This is a genomic window from Sphingomonas sp. 22176 (genome assembly GCF_052045505.1).
Classification (GTDB): Bacteria; Pseudomonadota; Alphaproteobacteria; order Sphingomonadales; family Sphingomonadaceae; genus Sphingomonas.
Genome location: NZ_JBQEPL010000004.1, coordinates 150621 through 174601, shown reverse-complemented (window position 1 = coordinate 174601; position 23981 = coordinate 150621). Strand labels below are relative to the sequence as shown.

20 protein-coding genes are annotated in these 23981 nt (G+C 68.5%); 13 read left to right on the top strand and 7 right to left on the bottom strand.

Annotated features, from left to right (window positions below):
- Positions 1-80 precede the first annotated feature (80 nt).
- Entirely contained in the window at positions 81-938 is an 858-nt protein-coding gene (locus ACTJKY_RS15380; protein ID WP_440846998.1) for a hypothetical protein, read from the top strand.
- Positions 939-1217: 279 nt separating this feature from the next.
- On the top strand, positions 1218-2810 hold the full coding sequence (locus ACTJKY_RS15375; protein ID WP_440847113.1) for a long-chain fatty acid--CoA ligase: 1593 nt from the start codon (positions 1218-1220) through the stop codon (positions 2808-2810).
- Positions 2811-2977: 167 nt separating this feature from the next.
- Here ACTJKY_RS15375 and ACTJKY_RS15370 read toward each other — a convergent pair whose 3' ends face one another.
- On the bottom strand, positions 2978-5590 hold the full coding sequence (locus ACTJKY_RS15370) for a M1 family metallopeptidase (RefSeq protein ID WP_440846997.1): 2613 nt from the start codon (positions 5588-5590) through the stop codon (positions 2978-2980).
- A gap of 140 nt (positions 5591-5730) precedes the next feature.
- Here ACTJKY_RS15370 and ACTJKY_RS15365 point away from each other — a divergent pair, with 140 nt between their 5' ends.
- Complete coding sequence (locus ACTJKY_RS15365) at positions 5731-6954, top strand: SGNH/GDSL hydrolase family protein (protein ID WP_440846996.1); 1224 nt, start codon at positions 5731-5733, stop codon at positions 6952-6954.
- 239 nt (positions 6955-7193) lie between these two features.
- On the opposite strand, the gene ACTJKY_RS15360 is transcribed toward ACTJKY_RS15365, so the two are convergent.
- Positions 7194-8264, bottom strand: coding sequence for a PA0069 family radical SAM protein (locus ACTJKY_RS15360; RefSeq protein ID WP_440846995.1), 1071 nt, complete (start codon positions 8262-8264; stop codon positions 7194-7196).
- A gap of 56 nt (positions 8265-8320) precedes the next feature.
- Between ACTJKY_RS15360 and ACTJKY_RS15355 the strand changes: the two genes are divergently transcribed.
- Positions 8321-8656 (top strand): VOC family protein, encoded by a 336-nt coding sequence (locus tag ACTJKY_RS15355; protein WP_440846994.1) that lies wholly within the window; start codon positions 8321-8323, stop codon positions 8654-8656.
- Positions 8657-8729: 73 nt separating this feature from the next.
- On the opposite strand, the gene moaB is transcribed toward ACTJKY_RS15355, so the two are convergent.
- From moaB to ACTJKY_RS15340, 3 genes are read right to left on the bottom strand one after another with little or no spacing between them, the layout of a single operon-like run.
- Positions 8730-9257, bottom strand: coding sequence for a molybdenum cofactor biosynthesis protein B (moaB, locus tag ACTJKY_RS15350; RefSeq protein WP_440846993.1), 528 nt, complete (start codon positions 9255-9257; stop codon positions 8730-8732).
- The gene (locus ACTJKY_RS15345) at positions 9247-11127 is read right to left on the bottom strand and encodes a transglycosylase SLT domain-containing protein (RefSeq protein ID WP_440847112.1); all 1881 of its coding nucleotides are present in this window, start codon (positions 11125-11127) and stop codon (positions 9247-9249) included. Before ACTJKY_RS15345 ends, moaB begins: the two co-directional genes overlap by 11 nt.
- 29 nt (positions 11128-11156) lie before the next feature.
- Positions 11157-11879: a uracil-DNA glycosylase family protein gene (locus tag ACTJKY_RS15340; RefSeq protein ID WP_440846992.1), complete on the bottom strand. Its 723-nt coding sequence runs from the start codon at positions 11877-11879 to the stop codon at positions 11157-11159.
- Positions 11880-12010: 131 nt separating this feature from the next.
- Between ACTJKY_RS15340 and ACTJKY_RS15335 the strand changes: the two genes are divergently transcribed.
- The 9 genes from ACTJKY_RS15335 (at position 12011) to ACTJKY_RS15295 (ending at position 22343) form a co-directional block, all read left to right on the top strand.
- Positions 12011-13663, top strand: a complete 1653-nt coding sequence (locus ACTJKY_RS15335; RefSeq protein ID WP_440846991.1) for an electron transfer flavoprotein-ubiquinone oxidoreductase — start codon at positions 12011-12013, stop codon at positions 13661-13663.
- Positions 13638-15224 (top strand): tetratricopeptide repeat protein, encoded by a 1587-nt coding sequence (locus ACTJKY_RS15330; RefSeq protein ID WP_440846990.1) that lies wholly within the window; start codon positions 13638-13640, stop codon positions 15222-15224. Before ACTJKY_RS15335 ends, ACTJKY_RS15330 begins: the two co-directional genes overlap by 26 nt.
- Before the next feature lie 20 nt (positions 15225-15244).
- The gene (locus ACTJKY_RS15325) at positions 15245-16081 is read left to right on the top strand and encodes a 4-(cytidine 5'-diphospho)-2-C-methyl-D-erythritol kinase (RefSeq protein WP_440846989.1); all 837 of its coding nucleotides are present in this window, start codon (positions 15245-15247) and stop codon (positions 16079-16081) included.
- 160 nt (positions 16082-16241) lie between these two features.
- Positions 16242-16976 (top strand): enoyl-CoA hydratase/isomerase family protein, encoded by a 735-nt coding sequence (locus ACTJKY_RS15320; RefSeq protein WP_440846988.1) that lies wholly within the window; start codon positions 16242-16244, stop codon positions 16974-16976.
- Complete coding sequence (locus ACTJKY_RS15315) at positions 16973-17704, top strand: N-formylglutamate amidohydrolase (protein ID WP_440846987.1); 732 nt, start codon at positions 16973-16975, stop codon at positions 17702-17704. Before ACTJKY_RS15320 ends, ACTJKY_RS15315 begins: the two co-directional genes overlap by 4 nt.
- An 11-nt stretch (positions 17705-17715) precedes the next feature.
- A complete protein-coding gene (gene ilvD, locus ACTJKY_RS15310; protein ID WP_440846986.1) occupies positions 17716-19437 on the top strand; it encodes a dihydroxy-acid dehydratase in 1722 nt (573 codons plus the stop codon).
- Positions 19418-19756 (top strand): hypothetical protein, encoded by a 339-nt coding sequence (locus tag ACTJKY_RS15305; RefSeq protein WP_440846985.1) that lies wholly within the window; start codon positions 19418-19420, stop codon positions 19754-19756. The genes ilvD and ACTJKY_RS15305 overlap by 20 nt, the downstream gene beginning before the upstream one ends.
- Positions 19753-21156, top strand: coding sequence for an NAD(P)H-hydrate dehydratase (locus tag ACTJKY_RS15300; protein ID WP_440846984.1), 1404 nt, complete (start codon positions 19753-19755; stop codon positions 21154-21156). The genes ACTJKY_RS15305 and ACTJKY_RS15300 overlap by 4 nt, the downstream gene beginning before the upstream one ends.
- A complete protein-coding gene (locus ACTJKY_RS15295) occupies positions 21153-22343 on the top strand; it encodes a class I SAM-dependent RNA methyltransferase (protein ID WP_440846983.1) in 1191 nt (396 codons plus the stop codon). Before ACTJKY_RS15300 ends, ACTJKY_RS15295 begins: the two co-directional genes overlap by 4 nt.
- Here the strand turns inward: ACTJKY_RS15295 and truA are convergent.
- Together truA and fmt are read right to left on the bottom strand one after the other, a co-directional pair.
- On the bottom strand, positions 22333-23079 hold the full coding sequence (gene truA, locus ACTJKY_RS15290) for a tRNA pseudouridine(38-40) synthase TruA (RefSeq protein WP_440846982.1): 747 nt from the start codon (positions 23077-23079) through the stop codon (positions 22333-22335). The two genes, ACTJKY_RS15295 and truA, sit on opposite strands and share 11 nt — an antisense overlap.
- Entirely contained in the window at positions 23076-23978 is a 903-nt protein-coding gene (gene fmt / locus ACTJKY_RS15285; protein ID WP_440846981.1) for a methionyl-tRNA formyltransferase, read from the bottom strand. Before fmt ends, truA begins: the two co-directional genes overlap by 4 nt.
- Positions 23979-23981: the final 3 nt, after the last annotated feature.

Genomic DNA, 23981 nt, shown 5'->3' with positions numbered 1-23981 from the left:
CCCCCTGCCAAACCCTCTATAAGACAAGAGGATCGGATCGGGCGCGCCGTCTTCGGGCGGCGCGCCTCGGGGGAACACGCGTGGCCTATCATCTCTGCCTGGTGCAGCCCGAGGGCTATGCCCATAGCGGCGCATTGCTCGAACTTGCCGAACTGGTGTTCCACGGCCTGAGCGATCTCGGCCATCCGGTCACCATCGCCCTCAACGAGATCCGCGAGCCAGGGCGCAACATTCTGGTCGGCGCGCATCTGCTCGATCACGAGGTGATCGATCGGCTGCCCGAAGGGACGATCCTGCTCAACAGCGAGCAGTTGCAGGCCGAGGGCGGCGGTTGGACCGGGGTGATGCTCCACGCCGCCCGGCGCTTCGAGATCTGGGACTACAGCCCGCGCAATGTCGCGCGGCTGGCGCAGGTGGCTGCCCACACCCGGCTGCTGCCGATCGGCTTCCATCCCGCGCTGGACCGGATCGCGCCAGCGGCGGAGCAGGACATCGATGTGCTGTTCTACGGCTCCATCAATCCGCGCCGGCGTGCGGTGCTCGACGGGCTGGCGGCGGCGGGGCTGCGGGTGGAGCATCTGTTCGGGGTCTACGGTACCGATCGCGACGCGGTGGTCGCGCGCTCAAAACTGGTTCTGAACGTCCATTATTACCCGACGCACATCTTCGAGATCATTCGCGTCTTCTACCTGATGGCCAACGGCAAGCCGGTGGTGAGCGAAGTCGCGGCCGATACCGCGGTGGACCCGGTATATCTGCCGGGCATCGCGGCATGTCCCTATGAGGGGCTGGTCGAGCGGTGCGTGGCGCTGGTGGGTGACCAGGATGCTCGGCGCTCGCTGGAAGTTGCCGCGCGGGCGGCGATCCGCAAGGTGCCGCAGGCCGAGCGCATGGCAGCGATGCTGGCGCTGCCGCTGGACGCGCTTCGCGCGGGGTGAGGGATTGCCGCCTCCACCATTCGCTGCGCGAATGGTCCCCCTCCCCCGAGCAGGGCGCCGGTGGAGGAAACACTGCCACCCATGCAGCATAGCGTCTCCTCCACCGTCAAGCGGGGGAGGGGGACCGCACCGCGCCAGCGGTGTGGTGGAGGGGCGCCCCGCATATCGACGAGCCGGTATGCCGCAACGCCCCAGCAACAGGATGTAACGCCCGACCCTCTCGACTCCAGCCGATGAAGGCGTATCCTGCGTCCAAACAGCCATGCAATGGAGAAGCATATGCTGGGCGGCATGCAGGATTTCGAGCTTCGGGTATCCACCTTGCTCGATCACGCGGCGCGAGAACACGGACCCCGCGAAATCGTAACGCGCTGGGCGGATGGCAGCGAGACACGCACGACCTGGGCGGGCATTTCGCACGATGCGCGGCGGATGGCGCAGGCGCTGGAGCGGCTCGGCATCCAGAAGGGCGACCGCGTCGCGACGCTGGCGATGAACCACAGCCGCCACCTCGTCGCCTGGTACGGCGCGACCGGCATGGGCGCCCTCATCCACACGATCAATCCGCGGCTGTTCGATGACCAGCTCGCCTTTATCGGCAACCATGCCGAGGACCGTGTGCTGCTCTACGACCGGATGTTCGCGCCCGTGGTCGAGCGGTTGAAGCCGCACTGGACGATGATCGAGCACTATATCTGCTTCGACGATCTCGGCCCCGACGGGTTCGAGGCGTGGATCGGCGCCGAGGACGGCGACTATGCCTGGGTGACCGGCGACGAGCGCGAGCCGATGATGCTCTGCTACACCAGCGGCACCACCGGCAATCCCAAGGGTGTGGTCTATACCCACCGCTCCACCGTGATCCACGCGCTTACCGAATTGCAACCGGCCGAGTTCGACCTGTCCACCCAGTCCGTGGTGATGCCGATCGTGCCGATGTTCCATGCGGTCGGCTGGGGGCTGCCCTGGGCGGCGCCGGCGGTGGGGGCGAAGATGGTGTTCTCCGCGGTCAACGATCCCAAGGTGCTTTGCGAGCTGATGAACCGCGAGAAGGTGACCCACTCGGCCGGCGTGCCGACGGTGTGGTTCGCGATGTTCCAGCATATCGACGCGACCGGGGAGGCGCCCAAGCACCTCAAGATCGTCACCATCGGCGGGTCGGCGGCACCGCGCGCGATGATCGAGCGGCTGATGAAGATGGGCATGCGGGTCAATCACGCCTGGGGCATGACTGAGACCAGCCCGATCGGAACCATGGGCGCGCCCTCGCCCGACTGGGACGAGCTCGGCTTCGAGGCGCAGGTCGATCAGGTCAGCAAGCAGGGCAAGGTGCCCTATGGCGTCGAACTGCGCACCGTCGACGACGAGGGCAGGGTGCTGCCGCGCGACGGCAAGAGTTCGGGCCGGCTGCAGGTGCGCGGGCCTTGGGTGATTGGGCAATATTATCGCGAGGAAAGGTCGGCGGTCGATGCCGACAACTGGTTCGACACCGGCGACGTCGCGGTGCTCCACCCGGACGGGGTGATGCAGATCACCGATCGGGCGAAGGACGTGATCAAGTCCGGCGGCGAGTGGATCAGCTCGGTCGAGCTGGAGAATTGCGCCGTGGGATGCGCGGGCGTCGCCGAGGCGGCGGCGATCGGGGTGCACCATCCGCGCTGGGAGGAACGGCCGATCCTGCTCGTCGTGCGCAAGCCGGAGAGCAGCGTGAGCGAGGCGGAGATCCTCGCGCACCTGGGGCAACACGTCGCCAAATGGTGGCTGCCCGACGAGATCCACTTCGTCGACAGCCTGCCGCATACGGCAACCGGCAAGCTGCTCAAGATGGAGATCCGGCAGCGCTACAAGGACTATTCGCTCAAGGCGGCGTGAGGTTGCGGCGGTGTGGTTCCGCCACGCCATCGGATGTCATCCCGGCGAAAGCCGGGATCCATTCGCCTCTCGGCAACAGCAGGAGCCGATACGTAGACCCTAGTGGATTCCGGCTTTCGCCGGAATGACGGTGCGGGGCAGAGCCTATCGGCCCCGCCCCATAGTGCTTACTTCCCCGCGACGATTGCCGCGCTTACTTCGCCTGCCTTGGCGTCGCGGAAGCGGGCGCAGGTGCGGATCGTCTCGATCGCGCGATCGAGGTTGAGCGTGCTGCCCTTGGTGGTCGGCCGCAGCTTGGCGTCGACCGCGTCGGCCTGCGCGTTCGAGCAGAGCGCACCGAACATCTGCGCCGCCCGTCCCGAGAACACGCCGCCGCCGCCGCCATTCTTCACGAACTCGTCGAAATGCGCGATCATGAAGTCGCTGGCGAGGTCGCGCGTATAGGGCGACTTGAGGAAGCCGGCGACGGTGAACAGCCGCTTGCGGGCATCGACGCGCGGATCCTGGAAGTCGTTGAGGAACCAGCGGGCGATGTCCGGATTGTTCGATGCCGTCACCCCCTGTCCCAGCGCCTCGAACAGCGCCGGCTTGCCGAGGCTCTGGGTCAGAAGCTGCTGGGCAAAGGGTACGCCACGCTCGTTGAGCGCGATCCCCGCCGCGACGCCGCGCCACGCCGGGTCGAGTGCCTTCTCGTCGCCCGCCACGAACGCATCGAACGCGGTCATCAGCTTGGTGCGGAGTGCCGCGTCATGGCCGGTGACCGCGACGAGGCCCACCAGGTCCTTGCGTAGCTCGCGCTGGTCGGCCTCTTCCTTGGCATAGGCGCCGGTCGCCGGATCGAAGCCGATCTTGTCGAGCATCGGCCCGTAGAGTTCGACGAACAGCTTGCGATAGGCGGGGAGCGCCTGGGTGGTGACCAAGCCGCGCTTCTCCAGGTCGCGCAGGTTGTGCGCGTTCTCGAAGACGATCTTGGTCGAGGCGTGCTTGGCGGTGGCGCGCGTGAGCGCGATGGTGCGCGTCACCGGGCTGCGGCCGGCATAGAAGCTGGCCCAGGCGCTGTCGTCGATCGCCAGCACCTCGGCGGCGGGCAGGCTGGGCGTGGCGGCGATCAGCGCATCCCAATCGGCCGGGTCGAGCTCGAAGCGATAATAGCCCCAGCCGCCCGCATTGGGCACCAGCGCGCCGCTGCCCTTGGCGGAGACGGTCATGCTCGGCTTGTCGAGCAGCGTGCAATTCTTGGCCTCGCCTTGGCGGAGGCACAGCGGCACGATCCACTGCTCGGCGGGCAGGTTGGCGCCGAAGAAGCCGTAGCGCGACTGGGTAGCGGTCAGCGTGCCGCCCTCGCGGTGCAGGGTGACCAAAGGCACGCCCTGCTGGTCGACGAAGCTCTTCAGCGACGCCAGCACGCGCGGATCATGCGCCGCATCGGCGAGCGAGGCGAAGAACTGGTCGGTGCTGGCATTGCCATAGGCGTGGCGCTTCATGTGCAGCCGCACACCCTCGCGGAACGCCTCGTCGCCCATATAGGCGGCGATCATCGCGACGACCTGGCCGCCCTTGCCATAGGTGATCTGGTCGAACGCCGCGTCGATGTCGCCGTCGTTCGGGATCGGCTGGTGGATTGGACGGCCGGCGGCAAGCGCGTCGAGGTCCATCGCGTCGAAGCCTTCCTGAATCGCGTTGAGCTCGATCTGCAGGCCCGGGCGCCATTCATTGCCGATGCGATAGCCCATCCAGTTGGCGAAGCTCTCGTTCAGCCAGATATCGTCCCACCATGCGGGCGTGACGAGGTCGCCGAACCACTGGTGCGCCAGCTCATGCGCGACGACCATGCCGAATTCCTGCTTGCGCTCGCTCGAGTCCTTCTCGTCGAGGAACAGGATGCCGTCGCCGTAAATGTCGGCGCCGGCATTTTCCATCGCGCCCGGCATGATCGGCGAGCCGATCTGGTCGAGCTTGGGGAAGGGGAAGGACTGGCCGAAGTAGTTTTCGAGCAGCGAGACGATCTTGCCGGATTCCTTGAGGGCGAAATCCAGCTGGCCGGCATTGGGCTTGGTGCCGACCACGCCCAGCGGCATCGGCGTGCTGCGCTGCGGGGTCGGCGGGATCATCGTCGCGGCAGTGGCGAACGGGCCCGTAACCAGCGCGACCAGATAGGTCGGCAGCGGCTTGGTCGGCGCGAACTGGTGGCGAACCAGCGTACCCGCCTTGCGGCTGCTCGCCTCGGGTGCGTTGCTCACCGCGGTGAAACCGGGCTTGGTAGTGATCGAAACGGTGAAGGGCGTCTTGTAGCCCGGCTGGTCGAAGGACGGGAAGGCGGCGCGCGCCTCGATCGATTCGAACTGGGTCCAGCTATACCAGCTGTCCTCGACCTTGACGTGGTAGAGCCCCTGGGTGCCGGTGCCGAAGGCGGCGTCGTAATCGAACACCAAAGTCACGCGGCCGGCGGGCAGCGTCTTGCCGAAATCGAGCTCGGCAAGGCCGGTGGCGCTCTTCTGGGTGAAGGTGGCGGTGACCGACTTGCCGCCGCTGCGCGCGATCGCCTTGGCGACGTGCAGGTCGCGGCCGTGCATCCAGATCGTCCGCGCGGGCGCCTTCAGGTCGATGTCGATCTCGGTATGGCCGTTGAAGCGATCCTTCTCGGGCAGGATAGTGAAATCGAGGCGATAGGCGATCGGCGTGGCCGCATCGGGCAGCTTGCCGGTGGGCACGGCGGGCGTCTGGGCGAGGGCGGCGACGGGCAGCAACAAGGCGGAGGAAGCGAAGAGAAGCGCGCGCATCGAGATTCCTTGGTCGAAGAAGGAAACTGCTTAGGTCTGCCGCTGCATTGCCGCAATAGCACAGCGGCACGCCCGAAAGGGTTGCCCTGTCTAAGTTCCGGGCTATGGTACCGCTATCAACGCGTTAGTGGAGAGGTTGTATGGCGAAAAAGCTGCGCTGGGTAGCGGTTGGGCTGCTTGCGGCGGCTACGGCGCAGGCCGCGCCCGCAGACCGATGGACGACCGCCTGGTGGACCTCGCAGCTGTCGCTCGACTCGCAAAATGCCTTGCCCGCGGCCGATCTCACCGATGCGACGCTGCGCCAGATCGTCCGGCTCCAAGGATCGGCGACGCGGCTGCGGGTGCGCTTCACCAACCGCTTCGGCACCGCCCCGCTGACCATCGACGGTGCGACCATCGCGCGGGCGACGGATGCGGCGAGTCCGCGGATCGACCCCGCCACGCTGCGCCCCCTGCGCTTTGGCGGCGCGACGGCGGTGACGATTCCCGCGGGTGCCGATTACTGGAGCGACCCGGTCGATGTGAAGGACGCGGGCGGCACCAATCTCGCTATCTCGCTTTACGTCGCCAACCCGCCAGCGCAGCAGACTGGGCACCCCGGCTCGCGTGCGACCTCTTATATCGTCCACGGCAACCACAGCGCCGACCCTGACCTGACGGGTGCCAAGACGGTCGACCACTGGTTCCAGATCGCCGGCATCGAGGCGGTGGCGCCCAAGGCACGCGCGATCGTGGCGTTCGGGGACTCGATCACCGACGGCTATGGCGTGAAGCCCAACACCAATGCGCGCTGGACCGATGCGCTTCAGCGCCGGCTCCGTGCCGTGCCCGGAATGGGCGAGGTCGCGGTGCTCAACGCCGGGATCGGCGGCAACCGGCTGCTCAACGACGGGCTCGGCCCGAACGCGTTGGCGCGGTTCGACCATGACGCGATCGGCCAGCCGGGCGTAACCCACCTGATCGTGTTGGAAGGCGTAAACGACCTCGGCACGCTGACCCGTGAGGCACCGGTGCCGGCGGCGACGCACAGCGCGCTGGTCGTGCGGATGATCGACGCCTATCGCCAGATCGTCACCCGCGCCCATGCCCGCGGCATCAAGGCGATCGGGGCGACGATCATGCCCTATGCCGGCTCGGGCTATTACCATCCTGACGCGCAGAACGAGGCCGATCGCCAGGCGGTCAACCGCTGGATCCGCACGCCCGGCAATTTTGACGCGGTGATCGACTTCGACGCCGCGATGCGCGATCCAGCCGACCCCAATCGGCTGCGCAAGGACTATGACAGCGGCGACGGGCTGCATCCCTCGGTCGCGGGCTATGCGGCGATGGCAGGGGCGGTGCCGCTGGCACTGCTGCGGTAGGGCGTGCTTCTCGACATGGCACCTGCTCAGCGGTACGATCCGGCAATGCCGAGAAGGTCTGCCTTTCTGATGGCCGCCGGTATGGCGATGCTGGCATTTTCCTGTGCCATTCAAGGCGATCGGGGCGGCGGGGCACGTGCGGGCTGCCGCGTTCGGCGGCGCGGTGTTCGCCTTCCTGCTTTTTGCCGGAGTCTTTCTTCGTCAGGCATTCCGAACGCCTGCCTGAGATTTCCTGCAGCTTAGAACAATTCGCCCTGCGGCCCGGCGGGCGGGCGGAATAGGTCGGTGCTGAGCCGCATCCGTTCGCCGTCCAGTCCGTAGCGCTTCACGGCGCGGGTGAAGCGGGTGCGGAGCAGGTCCGCCCAGGGGCCCTGGCCACGCATGCGGGTGAAGAAGCCGGGATCATTGTCCTTGCCGCCGCGGATCGACTGGATCGTCGCCATCACCTTAGCCGCGCGATCGGGGAAATGCGTGTCGAGCCAGGCGCGGAACAGCGGGGCGACCTCCCAGGGGAGGCGCACGGGCAGGAAGAAGGCGCCGCGCGCGCCCGCTTCCGCCGCGCGTTCGAGGATATGCTCCATCTCGTGATCGGTGACGTGCGGGATCACCGGCGACATCGAGACGAACACCGGCACGCCCGCATCGGTGAGGGTGCGGATCGCCGCCAGCCGCCGCTCGGGATGCGGCGCGCGCGGCTCCACCGTCATCGCGATCTTCGGGTCGAGCGAGGTGACCGACAGCATCACCGCGGCCAGCCCCTGCGCGGCCATGGGCGCGAGCAGGTCGACGTCCTTCACCACACGGTTCGACTTGGTGGTGATCGTCACCGGATGGCGGCATTCGGCGAGCAGTTCCAGGCAGCCACGCGTGATCCGCCAGGTCGATTCGATCGGCTGATAGGGATCGGTGTTGGTGCCGAACGCAATCGGCTTGCAGACATAGCCGCGCTTGCCGAGTTCGGCGCGGAGCAGGTCCGGCGCGGTCGGCTTCACGAACAGCTTGCTCTCGAAATCGAGGCCTGGAGAGAGATCGATATAGGCGTGGCTCGGCCGCGCGAAGCAATAGATGCAGCCATGCTCGCAGCCGCGATAGGGGTTTACCGATTGCTCGAAGCTGATGTCGGGCGACTGGTTGCGGCTGATGATCGTGCGCGGGCTTTCCACAGTCACGGTGGTGCGGAGCGGCGGCGGGGCGCCGTCGATCGCTTCCTGCGCGTCGAGCCAGTCGCCGTCCGCCTCGCGGGCGGGAAGGTTGAAGCGCGCGCTCGCGTCGTTGAACGTGGCGCCGCGGACGGGGCGACTCTTTGCCATTGCGCGATGGTAGGGCGAGCGATAGAACGAAGCAAGAACATTGAGGGGAATGGACGATGGCACGGCTGAACTATCTGGAATTGCCTGCGGGCGACGTGGGCGCGCTCAAGGGCTTCTATGGCGCGGTGTTCGACTGGCAGTTCACCGATTTCGGGCCGAGCTATGCGGCGACGATGACCGGGGATACCGATGTCGGGATCGACGGCGATGCGCAGGGGCGCACGCAGCTGCTGCCGGTGATCGCGGTCGACGATCTGGAGGCGACGCTAGCGGCGGTGGAAACCGCGGGCGGTGTGGTGACGGTGCCGATCTTCAGCTTTCCCGGTGGGCGGCGGTTCCACTTCCGCGATCCGCAGGGGCATGAGCTGGCGGCGTGGGTGATGGAGGGGTGAGCTGCTTAGTGCCCCTNCCCTGCTTTCGCAGGGGCACGGCAAGGAAAGGGGCACGACGAAAGTAGAAACCCCCTTACCGCTCCTGCAGCCGCCCCATCAGCTCGACGAAGTTGCAGGGCTTGTGGCGGATGTCGAGCTGGGTGGCGAGGATGCCGTCCCAGGCGTCGGTGACCGCGCCGGTCGAGCCCGGCAGCGCGAAGATATAGGTGCCGCGCGCGACCCCGGCGGTGGCCCGCGACTGGATCGTCGAGGTGCCGATCTTGGCATAGCTCAGCCAGCGGAACAGCTCGCCGAAGCCGGGAATTTCCTTGTCCCAGACCCGCGCCAGGGCTTCGGGCGTCACGTCGCGGCCGGTCACCCCGGTTCCGCCGGTGGCGAGGATCACCTCGACGGCGGGTGCCGCGATCCACGCTTCGAACTGCGCCGCGATCGCATCGACATCGTCGCGCAGGATCGCGCGGTCGCTGAGCAGATGCCCTGCCTCGGTCAGCCGCTCGACCAGCCTGTCGCCGGAGCGATCGTCGGCCAGCGTGCGGGTGTCGGAGACGGTGAGGACGGCGATGCGGACGGGGCGGAAGGCGATGCTCTCGTCAATTGCCACGCGCGACCTCGCTCGGCAGCTTGGCGGCGCTGATCGTGACGGCGGTACCGGTCGCGGGCAACTGGAACTGCTGCTGGATCGGCGCGGGCTCAACCGGCTGGGGCGCCGGGAAGGTCAGCGTCGGCGCGCGCAGGGTCTTGAGCTTGACCGCCTTGGCGCCGGCCATGCCGGGGAAGCGCGGCCACATGCCCCCGGCGAGCGCAATGCGGCTGGGCGAAGGCTTGCCGTCGTGCAGCTCGTACATCCAGTAGTTGCGCAGCACCGTCACGACATAGCCGCGCGTTTCCCAATAAGGGATGCTCTCGATGTAGAGCAGCGGATCGCCGCCGTCGCGCGAGGCCTGGTTCCAGGCATCGACCGGGCTCGGGCCCGCATTGTAGGCTGCGATCACCTTGGGGAGCAGGCCCTGCGTCTGCGGCATGTCGCGCAGCTGCTCGAGATAGGACTGGCCGATCTCCATGTTGACCGACGGCTTGGTGAGGTCGCTGGCGGCATAGGTCACGCCCCGCCTACGGCCCACGTCGATCGCGGCGCCGGTTTTCACCTGCATCAGGCCCATCGCGCCGGCGGCGCTGCGCACCTCGGTGCGGAAGCTCGACTCCTGCAGCGTGTGCGCGAACACCAGCGAGCGATCGACGCGCCAGCCACCATCGGGCGACCAGTTTGGCACCGGATAGCGCGCCTCGACGATCGGCTTGGCCCCGGCCGGGCCGTTATGCGCGAGCCAGATCTCGGTCTGGGGCAGGCTCAGCTCGGCGGCGAGGCGGGTGAGCGCGCCGTGATCGTCGGGCGTGCAGAACTTCGCCTGGTGGCGCAGCACCTGGTCGGCAAGCGAGGTCTCGCCGATCTCGGCCAGCGCGGCGGCGACGCGGACGTTCGGCCGGCGTTCGAGCGCGGCCCAGTCCTTGCTGACCATTCGGTCGCCTTCCAGCCGCTGTTCCTCGAGGCCGAGGCTGGAGCGAGCGAGCAGGCCGTAGAAGGTCTCGCCATATTGGCTTGCGGCGCGCAGCTTGGTCGCGACGCGATCGGGTCGGCCGCACGCCATTTCGGCGCGCGAGCCCCAGAACAGGCCCGCTGCGCGCAGCTCGGTATCGCCGGCGCGGGTGGCGACGCGCTCGAAGGCGGCGGTGGCGCCGGCGCAATCCTGCTGGCGCCAGGCGGCGAGGCCATCGGCCCAGTCGGCCTGCGCGGCCCATTCGCCCAAGCCCTGCTCGGCCTTGGCGGCCATGCGGCGGGCATTGGCGTCGTCACCGGCGACATAATAAATCCAGGCAACCTTCTGCTGCCACTCGGTCAGCGCCTCGGGCGTCAGGTCGCCCGCGAAGCGCGCGACCACCGCCTCGGCGGCGGGACCGTTGTCGGTCTTCACATAGGGCGACATCAGGATCGCGACTTCGGTCGCGGCATTGTCGCTGCGGACCGAGCGGGCGCGCTTGCGGATCGGGGCGCCGTCGAACCAGATCAGCCGCTGGGCGACCGGCAGCATGGGGAGGTCGTTCACGCCGCGCGCCTTGGCGAGGCGCACGAGCTGTTCGGCCTGGGGAAGCTCCGGCGCTTCGGTGATCAGCGCGACCAGCTGGTCTGCCTCGACGCGGGGGCTGCCCTTGGCGGTGTAGAGCTGGGCGCGGGCGATGGCGTGGAGCGGCCCCGGCTTCATCGAATCGAGCTTGATCTGGGCGTCGGCCCAGCGGCCGTTGCGGATGGCGTCGAAGACGAAGCGATAATCGGCGCGCTGATCGGCATCGAGCTGCGGCGGAATGCCGTCGCCCTTGTGCTTGGCGGCGGGGGTGGGGGCGTCCTCGTCGATGACCGCGGGGCTGGTGTCGTCGGACAACGCGGCCAGGGCCGGCGTGGCGATCGGCGCCGTCATCAGCGTGGCGGCAAGCAGGATGCGCAAGGTCAAAGGCTCGGTCCCCGGCTCAGCAGCAACAGATGTTTCCAGGTTTCGCTCTTGGCGGCCGGGCGCTCGATCAGCGAGCGCGGATGGTAGGTCGCCACAACCTGGGTATTGGTCTCGTAGCGGTTAACGTCGTGCGAACGAAGCTCCGGCGGCCAGGCATCTGGCCCGAGAACCGCACGGGTCGCCGCATGGCCGAGCAGCAGGAGCTTCGTCGGCTGCACGAACGACAGGAAATGGGTGGCGAGCTCGACCAGCTTCGGCGCCGCGTCGGCGGGCACCTGACCAGTGGCGGGGCGGGCGAAGCAGAGCGGCACCAGCTGTACCGACTCGCGGGAAAGGCCGACGGCGGCCAGCATCCGGTCGAGCAGGGCGCCGCCCGGACCGTTCCACAGCGTGTCGCTGTCCTCGGGCTCGGGCATGTCGACAAAAATCGTCCAGGCCGGATTTTCGACGATCGCGGGGGCGATCAGCGGGCTGTGCCATCCGGCCTCGGGCGCCGTTTCGCCGGTGCGCCAGGCGAGGAAGTCGGGCAAAGTCTGCGGGAGCGCGGGCGCCGGCGCCGCTACGGCAGGCTCAGGCTGCGGCTCGGCGCGGAGCGGCGCGGGCTTGGCGAACCAGTCGCGCACTTCGTCTTCCACGAGCACGTCAACCCCGGCGGAATCCCACCATTCGAGCGCGCTTGCGAGCGACTTGTGCCAGCTATTGTCTGGTTCTGCCCCCATACCCATTCTTTGAATCCCAGTTGACGGCGGGGTCAATCTGGCTTCATCGCCGGATAGACAGAACGTTGCGCGCGCGCGACGACAGGTGGCCGCGAGGGCCGTGTTAGTACGAAGGACTTAGGGGAACAAGGATGAGCGAACGGGAGTCGATGCCCTATGACGTCGTGATCGTCGGCGCGGGGCCTGCCGGTCTTTCCGCGGCGATCCGGCTCAAGCAGTTGGCGAACGAGGCCGGTGCCGAGCTCTCGGTATGCGTGCTGGAAAAGGGCTCCGAGGTCGGCGCGCACATCCTTTCGGGTGCCGTCGTCGATCCCAAGTCGCTCGACGAGCTGCTGCCGAACTGGCGCGACGATGGCTGCCCGCTGGCGCGCACGCCGGTGACCGAGAACCACCACTGGGTGCTCAGCGAGAAGGGTAAGTCCGCCTATCCGGAGTTCCTCACGCCGCCCTATCTCCATAACAAGGGCACCTACACCGGCAGCCTCGGCAATCTCTGCCGCTGGATGGCGGAGAAGGCAGGCGAGTTGGGCGTGGAGATCTTCCCGGGCTTCGCCGCCGCCGAAGTGCTGTACAACGACGACGGCAGCGTGAAGGGCGTCGCCACCGGCGACATGGGCGTCGCCAAGGACGGCGAGCACAAGCCGGACTATCAGCCCGGGCTCGAGATCCACGCGAAGTACACCTTCCTGTCGGAGGGATGCCGCGGACACCTATCGAAGCAGATGATCCGCCAGTTCGATCTGGATGCCGAGAGCCAGCCGCAGGTCTACGGCATCGGCATCAAGGAATTGTGGGACATCGATCCTGCCAAGCACGTGCCGGGTCGGGTGATCCACACCCAGGGCTGGCCGCTGACCGACGGCAGCAATGGCGGCGGGTTCATCTACCACCAGGCCGACGGCCAGGTCGCGATCGGCTTCGTCGTGTGGCTGGGCTACAAGAACCCGTGGCTCTCGCCCTTCCAGGAGATGCAGCGCTGGAAGACGCATCCCGAGATCGCTGAACTGCTCAAGGGTGCCAAGCGGGTCTCCTACGGCGCCCGCGCCATTTCGGACGGCGGTTGGCAGTCGGTCCCCAAGCTGGTCGCGCCGGGCCTGGCGCTGATCGGCGACTCCGCCGGTTTCCTCAACGTGCCGCGGATCAAGGGTACCCACACCGCGATGAAGAGCGGGATGATGGCGGCCGAGGCGGCCTTCGCCGCAATCCAGGCCGGGCGGACGAGCGACGAGCTGGCGGCCTATCCGGAAGCCTATGAGGCAAGCTGGGTCTACAAGGAACTGCGCGGCGTCCGCAACGTGGCGCCCTTGGTCAAGAAGTTCGGCGATACCTGGGGCACGCTGCTCGCCGGCGCAGCGATGTGGAGCGAGCATCTGGGGCTGCGCTGGCCGCTGACGATGAAGCACAAGCCCGACAATGAGGGCCTGCTCTGTGCCGACCAAGCGCCAAGGATCGACTATCCCAAGCCCGACGGCGTGCTGACCTTTGACCGGCTCTCCTCGGTGTTCGTCTCGAACACCAACCATGAGGAGGACCAGCCGGTCCATCTGACGTTGAAGGACAAGGATATTCCGATCGGGTACAATCTCCCGATGTACGCCGAGCCTGCGCAGCGTTATTGTCCGGCGGGTGTGTATGAGGTCGTAGGGGAAGGCGATGATCTGCGGTTCCAGATCAACGCGCAGAATTGCGTGCACTGCAAGACCTGCGACATCAAGGATCCCACCCAAAACATTAACTGGGTGGTGCCAGAAGGTGGCGGTGGCCCCAATTATCCGAACATGTAGCCTTGGTTTCGCGCTGCTGCTGGCGGCACCGGCAGCGGCCCAGACCGCGGATCTGACCGACTATGTCCGCGCCCGTGCCGCCGATGCGGCGGGCGCGGCGGGCGTTGCGGCGCAAGGCTATGGCCGTGCGCTGGCCGCGACGCCGGACGATCCGGTAATCGCGCTGCGCGCCTATCGTCAGGCGCTGATGGTCGGGGACATGGCGCTCGCCACGCGCGCTGCCGCAGTGATGGAAAAGGCAGGCGTCGCGCCGCCTGACACCGCGCTGGTCGACATGGCGGTGGCGCTCGCCGCGGGCAACCAGCCGGGCGCCGCCGATGCGGTCAAGCGGCTCAAGGGCACCCCGTTCGACTTCCTGATGCCGATCTTCACCGCCTGGCTCGCCCAGGCGCGCGGGCTGGACGGCGTCGCGGTGATCGACAATCTCGACCTGGGTGCGCTCGGCCGTCGCTATGCCGCGCCGCAGCGTGCGCTGATGTTGCTGGCGCAGGGCAAGGACACTTCCACCGTGCTGGAGTCGATGGCGACGCTGGTCGGCGACGGCGATGCCGATACCCGCATCGATCTGGCGACGGTGCGCGGCCGCGACGGTGGACGTTTCCTGCTCGAAGGCGGCGGGCCGGAACTGGAGGCCGTCGCGCACACGCTCGGTGCGCCGCAGCCGGTAACGATCGCCTATGGCCTCTCTCGGATGTTCCGCGCGATGGCGAGCGACCTGGGCGGCGACCGGATGGCGACGCTGACCATCGTTCTCGCCCGCTGCGCGCTGATCCTCGATCCCGGCGAGACCCGCGCGCGCATCGTGCTCGCCGATGCGATCAACGGCGCCGGTGCACCGGACCTTGCGCTGCAGACGCTGGCCGCGGTCCCCAAGGACAGCCCGTTCGCGCGTCGCGCCGCTGGCGTGCGTGTCGCCGTACTGCGCGATGCCGGCCGCGCCGATGCCGCGCTCGCCGATGCCAAGGCGCTTGCCGAGGATCGCAGTGCCACCCCGTTGGAGGTGGAGCGCTACGCCCAGCTGCTCACCGATACCGGTCGCCACGATGCAGCGGCCCGGGTCTATGCCGAAGCGCTGCGGCGCGGGGGGCAGGGCAGCGCCGATCTTCATCTCGATTACGGGCTGGCGCTCGAAAAGGCGGGACGCTGGGACCAGGCGCTGCCGGAACTGCGCAAGGCCGCCGAGCTCGCGCCCAACCGCGCCGAAATGCTGCGGACGCTGGGCGTCGCGCTGATCACCCATGGCGCCGACGGTGCCGAGGCGCTGCGCCTGCTCGAACGCGCGCACAAGATCGCGCCCGAGGATGCGGAGGTCGCCGATGCGCTCGGTTGGGCCTATGTTCGCCAGGGCGAGGTTGCGCGCGGCGCGGCATTGCTTGAAACCGCCACGCGCAGTGATCCGGCGGGTAGCGCGGCGAACGAGCATCTGGGCGACGCGTATTGGCGGCTCGGCCGCCAGTTCGAGGCGCGCTATGCCTGGCGGGCCGCGGCGATCCATGCGGCGCCTGCCGATGCCGAGCGGATCGCCCGCAAGCTGCGAGAGGGGCTGACGGCCGCCTCGTGATCGCGCTAGGGGTGGCGGCGATGCAAGATCCTCGCACCGTCACCGAGCCCGCGCGCGCCAAGCTCAACCTGGCGCTCCACGTTCGCCATCGCCGTCCGGACGGCTATCACGAGCTGGAGACGTTGTTCGCCTTTGTCGAGCATGGCGACACCGTACGAGTGACGCCCGCGGAGACCGCCAGCTTCACGCTGACCGGCCCGTTCGCGGCGGTGCTGGCGGGCGAGGGGGACAATCTCGTCACGCGCGCCGCAATCCGGTTTCGCGAGGGGTTCGGCGGCGGGGCGCATGCGATCGAACTGGAGAAGCACCTGCCGGTCGCCTCGGGCATCGGCGGCGGCTCGGCGGACGCGGCGGCGACGCTGCGGGCGCTGGCTGCGCTCCACGGCGTGGACCTCGCGGACCCGAAGCTGTTCGCGATCGCCGACGCGCTTGGCTCCGACGTGCCCGCCTGCCTGCTCGGCCGCACTGCGCTGGGCCGGGGGCGGGGCGAGCAGCTGGACCCGCTGGAGGGGCTGGCCGGCACGCCGACCTTGCTGGTCAACCCTGGCGTGGGCGTCTCGACGGCGGCGGTGTTCAAGGCGTGGGACGGCGTGGACCGCGGCCCGATCGGTGCGGGCGACCTGCTCGCCGTGACGCAAGCGGGGCGCAACGACCTCGAGCCCCCTGCGCGCGCCATCGCGCCTGCGATCGATGCCGTGCTGGCGGCGTTCGCCGCGCAGCCAGGCGTGCTGCTCGCCCGCATGTCCGGCTCCGGCGCGACCTGCTTCGCGCTGTTCGAGTCCGACGCCGCACGGGATGCCGCGGCGGCAGCCTTGCAGCGGCCTGAATGGTGGCTCGCCGCGACCCGACTTTGCTGAGGCGGTAAGCGAATCTTTACCGTTTTACGACAAGGCTGTGCGTGGCGGATCTGACGCGCTCGCGAACGTCTGCCCTTGGCCCGCGGGTGCGCTTCCCTCTGGGAAGTCCCCCCGCGCGCCATCGCGTGACTTGGCCGCGCGGATCGGGCACAGCCTCTCCATGATCGAAGTTCGTTGGGATGGGCCGATCGCCACGATCGCGCTCGCACGCGGATCGGCGCGCAATGCGGTGCCGATCGCTGGCTGGGAGCAGCTCGCCGCAGCCACCACGGGTCTGGACGCTGCCCGGGCGGTGATCCTCCGCTCGGACATGCCCGGCATCTTCTCGGCCGGCGCCGATATCGGCGAGTTCCCCCAGCTGCAAACCGATCCCGCCGCCCGCACCCGCTTCCGTCTTGCCATGCGCGCCGGGATCGAGGCGCTGGCGGCGCTGCCGATGCCGGTGCTCGCCGCGATCGACGGCGGCTGCTTCGGTGCGGCGGTAGCGCTGATCCTCGCCGCGGACGTGCGGTTTGCCGGGGATGGCGCGCAGTTCGCAGTGACGCCCGCGCGACTCGGGCTCGGCTATCCGCGCGATGACGTCGCCCGGCTCGCCGCGCAGGTCGGACAGGGGCGGGGGGCCGAGCTGCTCTTCACCGGCGAGGCGATCGACGCCGATGCGGCCGTGCGGATCGGCCTGGTCGAGCGCCGCGCACCCGATGCTGGTGCTGCGGCCACGGCGCTCGCCCAGAGCATCGCGGAGAATGCGCCCGCCGCCATCCGCCAGCTCAAGCGGGCGCTGCGCAAGCCTGCCGACGCCGATCTCGACGCCGCCTTCGAGGCCGCGTTCGGTGGCGCTGAGTTTGCCGAAGGGCTCGCCGCCTTCCAGGCACGCCGCAAGCCGGTGTTTGCATGAGCGTCGCGGAGATCCTGTCCGGCGGTGCGCAGGACGTGCTGCTGCTGTGCGACCATGCCTCGAACGCGGTGCCGCCCGATATCGATCTCGGCATCGATCCCGCGCTGCTCGACCTGCATATCGGCATCGACATCGGCGCCGCCGACGTGACCCGCGCGCTCGCCGCCCGGCTCGATGCCCCGGCGATCCTCGCCACCGTCTCGCGGCTGGTGATCGATCTCCACCGCGAGCCCGATCATATCGGCTTAATCCCCCACCGCAGCGACGGCCATGCGATCCCCGGCAACGAGACCGCCGATCGCGCCGCCCGCATCGCCCGCTTCCATGCACCCTATCACCGCGTGCTGCGCGACCAGGTCCGCCGCCAGCGACCCGCGCTGATCCTGTCGATCCACAGCTTCACGCCGTGCCTCGAACATGGCGGCACGCCGCGGCCCTGGGAGATCGGGATCCTCTACAACCGCGATACCCGCGCTGCCCGCCCGTCGGTGGAATGGCTCCGGGCGCAGGGCTGCGTCACCGGCGACAACGCGCCCTATTCGGGCCTGCTGCTCAACGCCACGCTCAACAGGCATGCCGAGGCGCAGGGCATTCCGTCGATCGCGATCGAGATCCGTAATGACCTGATCCGCGATGCTGCGGGCGTCGAGCGATGGGCCCAGCGACTCCAGCAACTTACGCTTTTTCTGCGCAACACTCTTGCGTCAAAGGGTGTTCCCGCGACATAGGCTTGCGCGCCATGACCAACCGATTCGACAAATCCAAGCTCCCCAGCCGCCACGTCTCCGTGGGGCCCGAGCGCGCGCCGCACCGCAGCTATTATTACGCCATGGGGATTCCCGAAGAGGATATCGCCAAGCCGTTCGTCGCTGTGGCGAGCGCCGGCAACGACAGCGCGCCGTGCAACACCACCCTCGATTTCCAGGCCGACGCCGCCCGCCAGGGCGTGATCGCCAATGGCGGCATGCCGCGCCGGTTCAACACCATCACGGTGACCGACGGCATCGCCATGGGCCATCAGGGGATGAAATCCTCGCTCGTCAGCCGCGAGGTGATCGCCGACTCGGTGGAGCTCAGCGTGCGCGGCCATTGCTATGACGCGCTGGTCGCCTTCGCGGGCTGCGACAAGTCGCTGCCCGGCATGATGATGGCGATGTTGCGCCTCAACATCCCGTCGATCTTCGTCTATGGCGGCTCGATCCTGCCGGGCCGGTTCGAGGATCGCGACGTCACCGTGGTCGACGTGTTCGAGGCGGTGGGCAAGTTCGCCGCCGGCAACTGCCCACTCAAGGACCTGACCGCGCTGGAAAAGGTCGCCTGCCCAGGGCACGGCGCGTGCGGCGGCCAGTTCACCGCTAACACCATGGCGTGCGTCGGCGAAGCGATGGGATTGTCCTTGCCAAACAGCAACATGGTGCCTGCTCCGTACAAGAGTCGTGAAGAGATTGCGATCGCTGCCGGCGCGCAGGTGATGAACTTGCTCGAGATGAACCTGCGCCCGCGCGACATCGCGACTCGAGCCGCCTTCATCAACGCCGCCCGCGTGGTGGCAGCGACCGGCGGCTCGACCAACGCCGCGCTCCACCTGCCTGCGATGGCCAACGAAGCGGGCATCGAGTTCGACCTGCACGACGTCGCCGAGGCTTTTAAATCAACGCCATACATCGCTGATCTGAAGCCGGGTGGCAAGTATGTCGCCAAGGATATGCATGCCGCGGGCGGCGTCTACATGCTGATGAAGACGATGCTCGTTAACGACCTGCTCGACGGCAGCTGCATGACCGTCACCGGCAAGACGCTGGGCGAGAATATTGACCAGGTCACCTGGAACCCCGACCAGAAGGTGATCTACGACGTGAAGACGCCGATCACCCCGACCGGTGGCGTCGTCGGCCTGCGCGGCTCGCTGGCACCCGAAGGGGCGATCGTGAAGGTCGCGGGCATGCACCGGCTCCAGTTCACCGGCCCGGCGCGGGTGTTCGATTGCGAGGAAGATGCCTTCCAGGCAGTCGAGCATCGCCAGATCAACGAAGGCGAGGTCATCATCATCCGCTATGAAGGACCGAAGGGCGGCCCGGGCATGCGCGAGATGCTGTCGACCACCGCGGCGCTCTATGGCCTCGGCATGGGCGAGAAGGTGGCGCTGATCACCGATGGCCGTTTCTCGGGCGGCACGCGCGGCTTCTGCATCGGCCATGTCGGTCCCGAAGCGGCCGAGGGCGGTCCGATCGCGCTGGTCGAGGACGGCGATACCATCCGTATCGATGCAGAGGCGGGCACGATCGACCTCGACGTTGCCGAGGACGTGCTGGCGGAGCGCCGCGCGCGGTGGCAGCCGCGGGTGAACGACTATCAGTCGGGCGCGCTCTATCGCTATTCGCAGAATGTCGGCCCGGCCTATCAGGGGGCGGTGACGCACCCCGGCGCCAAGGCCGAGCGTCATGTCTACGCGGACATCTAGTCTCGCGCTGACCTTGCTCGTGGCGGGCTGCGGTGCCGATCCGGCGTCGCAGCCCGCTGCGCAAGCAGGCGAGACGGTGGCGTGCGGTCCGGTTGGCGAGACGCTGTTGCCGGTCTGCACGGTGGAGCGGGATGGCAGCATGCTGATCCTGCACCATCCGGATGGCGGATTTCGTCGCTTGGCGGTGCAGGGCAATGTCCTCACCGCAGCGGACGGCGCTGAGCTGGCGAGCGTCACCCGTTCTGCCGGCGCGACCGAGGTGACGATCGGCGGGATGCGCTATCGTCTCGCAGGCAAGGGCGCTACAGCGGGGCAATGATCCCGCCCGGCGCCCCCATCCTCACTGCCGACGCGATGCGAGCTGCCGAAGAGGCGGTGTTCGCGCGCGGCGTTTCCCAAGACGAACTGATGGAGCGTGCCGGCGCGGCCGTCGCCCGCGAAGCCGTGCGCTTCGCGATGGGGCGGCCGGTGCTGGTGCTCGCAGGTCCCGGCAATAATGGCGGCGATGCCTATGTGATCGCTCGACATTTGCGCGCGGCGGGGCTCGATGTGCTGGTCGCGGCATCGGGTGCACCCAAGCCCGGCGCGGCCGAGCGGATGCACGCGCGCTGGGATGGGCCGACGACCTCGCTCTACGGCGCACCGGTGCGGCCGGTGGTGATCGACGGGCTGTTCGGTATCGGTGTTACGCGGCCTTTGGAGCGGAGCATCGCTGCCGTCCTCTCTGAACTCGTACGCGGAGCAGAGTTCACGCTGGCGATCGACCTGCCCTCGGGGATGGATACGGACAGCGGTGACGAACTAGGCGCGCCGCGCGGCGTGAACGCCACGATCGCGCTGGGAGCGCTCAAGCCCGCGCATGTGCTTGGCGACGGGCTGTCGCGCTGCGGCCATGTGCTGCTCGCCGATATCGGCATCCCTGCCGACGCGGCCTGGCAGACCGTGGCTCGGCCGCGGCTCGAGACGCCGGGCCCGCAGAGCCACAAATATAGCCGCGGACTGGTCGCGGTGGTGGAAGGCGCGATGCCCGGGGCCGGCCGGCTCGCCGCGCGCGCGGCGATGGCGAGCGGGGCAGGCTATGTCATGCTCGCCGGGCCCGAGCCCGCAGGGCCGGCGCCGGACGCATTGGTCCGCCGCACGATCGACGATGCCGATGACTTGGCCGATTTCCTTGCGAGCGACCGGATCGACTCCATCGTCCTCGGCCCCGGCCTTGGTCGTGATCGACGTGCCGAAGCGTTTCTGCGCGCGGGCTTGGCTGCCGACAAGCCGATGGTGGTCGACGGCGACGCGCTGAGTCTGCTCGGTACCAACGCTGCCACGACGCTGGCGGCCCGCGAGGCACCGGTGTGGATCACGCCCCATGGTGGCGAGTTCGACCGGATGTTCGGCGGCTCGGGCAGCAAGATCGATCGCACCCTTCAGGCAGCGGCGTCGAGCGGGGCGACGGTCGTCCACAAGGGCGGCGACACCGTGATCGCGGGCCCGGACGGCAGCGTGCGGGTGCTCGCGGGGGCCTCGCCGTGGCTTTCCACCGCGGGGACTGGCGACGTGCTCGCGGGCGTGCTTGGCGCGCAGATCGCGCAGGGCGGCAGCGGGGTCGATCCGGCCGCGGCGGCCGTCTGGCTGCACGGACGCGCGGCGCGGCTTGCAGGTCCCGCCTTTTTCGCCGATCAGCTCGTCGCTCAACTGGCGGAAGCGTGTTCGGAATGTCTGTGAGCGAAGTCGAAGTGGTGCGCGTCGCCGCGCGGGGCGATGGGGTGACCAGCGACGGCCGGCATTTCCCCCTTACCGCGCCCGGCGACTGGGTGGGCGAGGACGGCGCGATCCGCTTCGGCCCGCACCACCAGGCGCCGCCCTGTCGCCACTTTCCAAGCTGCGGCGGCTGCCAACTACAGCATCTCGACGATGCGACGTGGAGCGGTTTTCTCGCCGAGCGCGTGCGTACGGCGCTGGCGGCGCAGGGGCTGGAGGCGGAGATCCGCACGCCCTTGCTGTCGCCGCCGCGCACCCGCCGCCGGGCGACGCTCCATGCCGAGCGTCGCGGCAAGCAGGTGCGGATCGGTTTTACCGAGGCGGGCAGCCACAAGCTGGTCGACCTCGTCGAATGTCATGTCCTGGCGCCCGAGCTGTTCGCCCTGCTGGCGCCGCTGCGTCGGCTGTTCGCGACGCTGTTGCCCGATGCGCGGCGGGTGAACGTGCATCTGGCGCTGAGCGATCAGGGCCGCGACGTACTGGTTGAGGGCATCGACCCGCAGGGACTCGCCGCAGCCGAGGCGATCACCGCCTTCGCCGAAACCGAGAAGCTCGCCCGCTTCGCCATCGACGAAGGCTTCGGCCCGACCGCGCGCTGGGAGCCGGTGCCGGTGACGATCACGCTGGGCGGTGTTGCGGTGCCGCTGCCGAGCGGCAGCTTCCTTCAGGCGACACCCGAGGGCGAGGCGGCACTGGTTGCGGCGGTGCGCGCCATCGTTGGTGATGCCCGTACCGTAGCGGACCTGTTCGCTGGCCTCGGCACCTTCACCTTCGCGCTGGACGGCGCACGCGTCTATGCCGGCGAGGCCGCGCGGGACGCGATCCTGTCGCTCAAGGCGGCGGCGGGTGCCACGGGGCGGCAGGTGTTTGGCGACCATCGCGACCTGTTCCGGCGCCCGCTCATGACTGCAGAGCTGGACCGGTTCGATGCCGTGGTGCTCGATCCGCCGCGGGCCGGTGCGCGCGAGCAAGTGGGCGAGCTGGCCCATTCCAAGGCTCCCATCGTCGCCTATGTTTCGTGCAATCCCAGTACGTTCGCGCGGGATGCCGAGGTTCTGTGCAAATGTGGCTATCGGCTCGAATGGGTGCAGCCGGTCGGGCAGTTCCGCTGGTCGACCCATGTCGAGCTGGCGGCGAAGTTCACCCGCTAGGATATTCCGCGCGCAGGAAAAACAGGCCGTCGGGTGGGGCGTTCAGCCCCAACTTCGTGCGATCGCGCGCTTCCAGCACGTCGCGGACGTCCTGAGGCGCCCATTTGCCCTGACCGACCAGCGACAGGCAGCCGACCATCGAGCGAACCTGGTGGTGCAGGAACGAGCGGGCTGACGCGAAGACGCTGATGCGCTCGCCATCCTGTACTACGTCCAGGCGGTCGAGCGTCCGCACCGGGCTCTCCGCCTGGCAATGGGCCGATCGGAAGGTGGTGAAGTCGTGCCGGCCGACGAGATGGTCCGCGGCGGCCTGCATGGCGGCTGCGTCCAGCGGCCCGGAAAGGCGCCAGGCGAGCCCCTTTTCCCAGGTGAGTGGCGCGCGGCGGGTTATGATACGATATTCATAATGGCGGCTAAGGCATGAGAAACGTGCGTGCCACTCCTCCGAAACTTCTTGGCAGGCGAGGATCGCGACCGGGTGCGGGCGGATTTTGGCATTGAGGGCCTCCATCAGCCGGAACGGGGCAATCGTCTTGGCGATGTCGACGTGCGCGCGCATCCCCAGCCCATGCACCCCCGCATCGGTGCGGCCGGCGGCGTGGACCACCACGGCCTCACCGGTCACCGCGTATGCCGCTTCCTCGATCGCCTGCTGGACGGTGGCGCCGTGATCCTGCCGCTGCCAGCCCATGAAGGGGCGGCCGTCGAATTCCACCGTCAGGGCGAAGCGTGTCAAAGCTGGGTTCCTGCCGGGATGGGGAAGCCACGGAGCAGCTCGCCCACCGTCATCACCCCGCGGCCAGCCCGCTGGATCGAGGTCGGGCGGATCGAGCCTTCGCCGCAATGGATCAGCAGGTTGTCGCCGACCGTGCCCGCGGGGCCGCTGGCGTCCACCAGATCGGCGGCGTGGATGCGGAAGCGCTCGCCGTTCAGCTCGAGGAAGGCGCCGGGGGCGGGGTTGAACGCGCGGACGGCGCGCTCAACTTCTACCGCGCTCTTGGTGAAGTCCAGTCGAGCTTCGGCCTTGTCGATCTTGGAGGCATAGGTGATGCCCTCCTCGGGCTGCGGCTCTGCGGGATAGGCGTCGAAGTCCGCGAGCACCTGTACCATCAGCCGCGCACCCATTGCGCTCAGCTCGGCCCGCAACTCGCCGGCGGTCTTGCGGTCAATCGGCGTGCGCCCTTCCAGCCGCACCGGGCCGGTATCGAGCCCGGCTTCCATCTGCATGATCCCGACGCCCGTCTCCGCATCGCCGGCGAGGATCGCCCGCTCGATCGGCGCCGCACCGCGCCAGCGCGGGAGCACCGAGCCATGGACGTTTAGGCAACCGAGCCGCGGCGCCGCCAGCACTGCCTTGGGCAGGATCAGGCCGTACGCGGCGACCACCGCGACGTCTGCATCCAGCGCCGCCAGCGCGGCTTGCTCCTCCGCGCCCTTGAGGCTGAGCGGCGTCCGCACTTCGATCCCCAGCGCCTCGGCGCGGGCATGAACCGGGGAGGGGGTCAGGGCCTTGCCGCGCCGGCCGCCGGGACGGGGCGGTTGGCTGTAAGCCGCGACTATCGTGTGCCCGGCATCGACCAATGCATCGAGCACCGGTACGGCGAAATCGGGGGTTCCCATGAAGAGGATGCGCATCTG

Excerpts from the sequence above, each read along its gene's own strand:
- ACTJKY_RS15375 (WP_440847113.1), top strand. The coding sequence starts at position 1,218 with ATGCTGGGCGGCATGCAGGATTTCGAGCTTCGGGTATCCACCTTGCTC.
- ACTJKY_RS15370 (WP_440846997.1), bottom strand. The coding sequence starts at position 5,590 with ATGCGCGCGCTTCTCTTCGCTTCCTCCGCCTTGTTGCTGCCCGTCGCC.
- ACTJKY_RS15365 (WP_440846996.1), top strand. The coding sequence starts at position 5,731 with ATGGCGAAAAAGCTGCGCTGGGTAGCGGTTGGGCTGCTTGCGGCGGCT.
- ACTJKY_RS15360 (WP_440846995.1), bottom strand. The coding sequence starts at position 8,264 with ATGGCAAAGAGTCGCCCCGTCCGCGGCGCCACGTTCAACGACGCGAGC.
- ACTJKY_RS15355 (WP_440846994.1), top strand. The coding sequence starts at position 8,321 with ATGGCACGGCTGAACTATCTGGAATTGCCTGCGGGCGACGTGGGCGCG.
- ACTJKY_RS15345 (WP_440847112.1), bottom strand. The coding sequence starts at position 11,127 with ATGACGGCGCCGATCGCCACGCCGGCCCTGGCCGCGTTGTCCGACGAC.
- ACTJKY_RS15340 (WP_440846992.1), bottom strand. The coding sequence starts at position 11,879 with ATGGGGGCAGAACCAGACAATAGCTGGCACAAGTCGCTCGCAAGCGCG.
- ACTJKY_RS15335 (WP_440846991.1), top strand. The coding sequence starts at position 12,011 with ATGAGCGAACGGGAGTCGATGCCCTATGACGTCGTGATCGTCGGCGCG.
- ACTJKY_RS15325 (WP_440846989.1), top strand. The coding sequence starts at position 15,245 with ATGCAAGATCCTCGCACCGTCACCGAGCCCGCGCGCGCCAAGCTCAAC.
- ACTJKY_RS15320 (WP_440846988.1), top strand. The coding sequence starts at position 16,242 with ATGATCGAAGTTCGTTGGGATGGGCCGATCGCCACGATCGCGCTCGCA.
- ACTJKY_RS15315 (WP_440846987.1), top strand. The coding sequence starts at position 16,973 with ATGAGCGTCGCGGAGATCCTGTCCGGCGGTGCGCAGGACGTGCTGCTG.
- ilvD (WP_440846986.1), top strand. The coding sequence starts at position 17,716 with ATGACCAACCGATTCGACAAATCCAAGCTCCCCAGCCGCCACGTCTCC.
- ACTJKY_RS15305 (WP_440846985.1), top strand. The coding sequence starts at position 19,418 with ATGTCTACGCGGACATCTAGTCTCGCGCTGACCTTGCTCGTGGCGGGC.
- ACTJKY_RS15300 (WP_440846984.1), top strand. The coding sequence starts at position 19,753 with ATGATCCCGCCCGGCGCCCCCATCCTCACTGCCGACGCGATGCGAGCT.
- fmt (WP_440846981.1), bottom strand. The coding sequence starts at position 23,978 with ATGCGCATCCTCTTCATGGGAACCCCCGATTTCGCCGTACCGGTGCTC.